Below are 1,863 nucleotides of genomic sequence, written 5' to 3'. Positions count from 1 at the left end.
CTTCACAGGGGCCGGTTTCGTGCGCACCTTGCGGCCCGCACCAGCGCCTTCCCCTCCACAGGCAGACACCGCGGAACTCGCGGCGTAATGGGCGAGGTTAATCGCCGCATTCAAGTCCCGGTCGTGGCTGGCGCCACAGGCCGGACAGTCCCACTGTCGCACCGATAGCGGCAGTGAGTCAATCTGATGAACGCATCCCGAGCACGTCTTGCTACTTGGATACCAGCGATCCGCGACCACCACACGCCCGCCGCGCAGCGCGGTCTTGTACTCCAGTTGGCGCCGGAACTCGAAAAAGCTTCGCGAGAGGCTTCGGTTGAGTCGCTCCATGCGTTTTAATTCCGCCCCAGATGGGGGAGGCGGATACGCGACAGGATCATGGTTGGGAATCCGCTACGCGCACAGCAACTGCTTCAGGCCCTTCTTGCTCATGTTTAGGGACAATATACAACTTTTTTCGCAACAGTTCAAGCCCTTGCCGGGTCTTCGGTAAAGCCGGGGCTCGATCCTGGAAAGAGGAGCCCTGCGCCGACGAATAGTACAATGGCCGGCTAGCCGACCGGTTGGCAAGAGCCCCGCCGCGGCGCCAGTACCAGTTTCCCTAACCGCCAACCCCCGAGGTCAACGTGGTCCCGAGCCCTGAGCTGTCAGTCATAGTCCCGACCTTCAACGAGCGGGACAATATCCGGGAACTGGTGAAACGGCTCACCGCGGCCCTTGCCGGCATCGCCTGGGAGGTCATCTTCGTGGACGACGACTCACCGGACGGCACCGCCACGCTGGTGCGCGAGGTCGCGCGGCAGGACCCACGGGTGCGGGTGCTGCAGCGGATCGGCCGACGGGGCCTTTCCACCGCCTGTGTGGAGGGTATGCTGGCCTCTTCCGCCCCCTACCTGGCGGTGATGGATGGGGACCTGCAACACGATGAGTCGATCCTGCCCGCCATGCTGCGGGGGGTGAAAGAGGAGGGCTTCGAGATCGCCATCGGCAGCCGCTATGTCGCCGGCGGCGGCCTGGGCCAATGGGCGGGTGATCGGCAATTTGCCAGCCGCTTTGCGACCCGGGTGTCCCGGTTGGTCCTCAAGGCGGCGGTGCAGGACCCCATGAGCGGGTACTTCCTGCTGAAACGCGAAGTGCTGGAAGGGGCGATGCGTGACTTGTCGGGGATCGGCTTTAAGATCTTGTTGGATCTGTTCGCCTCAAGCCCCAAGCCCCTGCGGTTCATTGAAGTGCCTTATGAGTTCCGGACCCGGCAGGCGGGCGAGAGCAAGTTCGATACGGCGGTCCTCTGGGACTTTCTGATGCTGCTCCTGGACAAAACCCTGGGTCGCTATGTCCCCATCCGCTTCATCCCCTTCGCCTTGGTCGGCGGGGCCGGGGTCTTTGTCCACCTGTTGATGCTGTGGCTTGTCTTTGACCTGGGCGGTGCTCGCTTTGCCGTCGGTCAGAGTGTCGCCGCGGTCGTGGCGATGACCTTCAACTTCTTCATCAATAACGTCGTCACCTATCGTGACCGACAACTGCGCGGTTGGGGCCTGCTGCGCGGCTGGGTCTCCTTCACGCTCGCCTGCTCGCTCGGCGCCGTCGCCAACGTCGGCATCGCCACCTACGCCTTTGAAACCCAGTTGGTCGGCAACACCGCCTGGGTCCTGTCGGCCATGGCCGGCATCATCGTGGGGGCGGTATGGAACTATGCCGTGACGTCGGTGTATACCTGGAACAAGGTGAAGGGTGCCTGACGTCTTGGGTGCGATCAGAACTGATGTGGTGACCGAGATCGCGGGTACGCTGTCGTTGTCGTTGTCGTTGTCGTAATCGGAAAAGCGATCCAATCTGGGGTGCGATAGAATCCGGCGCGCCACG

2 protein-coding genes are annotated in these 1,863 nt (G+C 62.7%); one reads left to right on the top strand and one right to left on the bottom strand.

The genetic code is table 11. The annotated features are described in order from the left end of the window. A partial coding sequence (locus tag QZY48_RS02335) for a transposase (RefSeq protein WP_295427178.1) occupies positions 1-330 on the bottom strand: 330 nt, incomplete at its 3' end. Positions 331-626: 296 nt separating this feature from the next. Here QZY48_RS02335 and QZY48_RS02330 point away from each other — a divergent pair. Then, a complete protein-coding gene (locus QZY48_RS02330) occupies positions 627-1,739 on the top strand; it encodes a glycosyltransferase family 2 protein (protein ID WP_295427176.1) in 1,113 nt (370 codons plus the stop codon). Positions 1,740-1,863: the final 124 nt, after the last annotated feature.

The sequence above is a fragment of the uncultured Thiodictyon sp. genome (genome assembly GCF_903828115.1).
Lineage (GTDB): Bacteria > Pseudomonadota > Gammaproteobacteria > Chromatiales > Chromatiaceae > Thiodictyon.
Note: the sequence above shows the minus strand (reverse complement) of the source record. Positions and strands in the feature narration are given on the sequence as shown.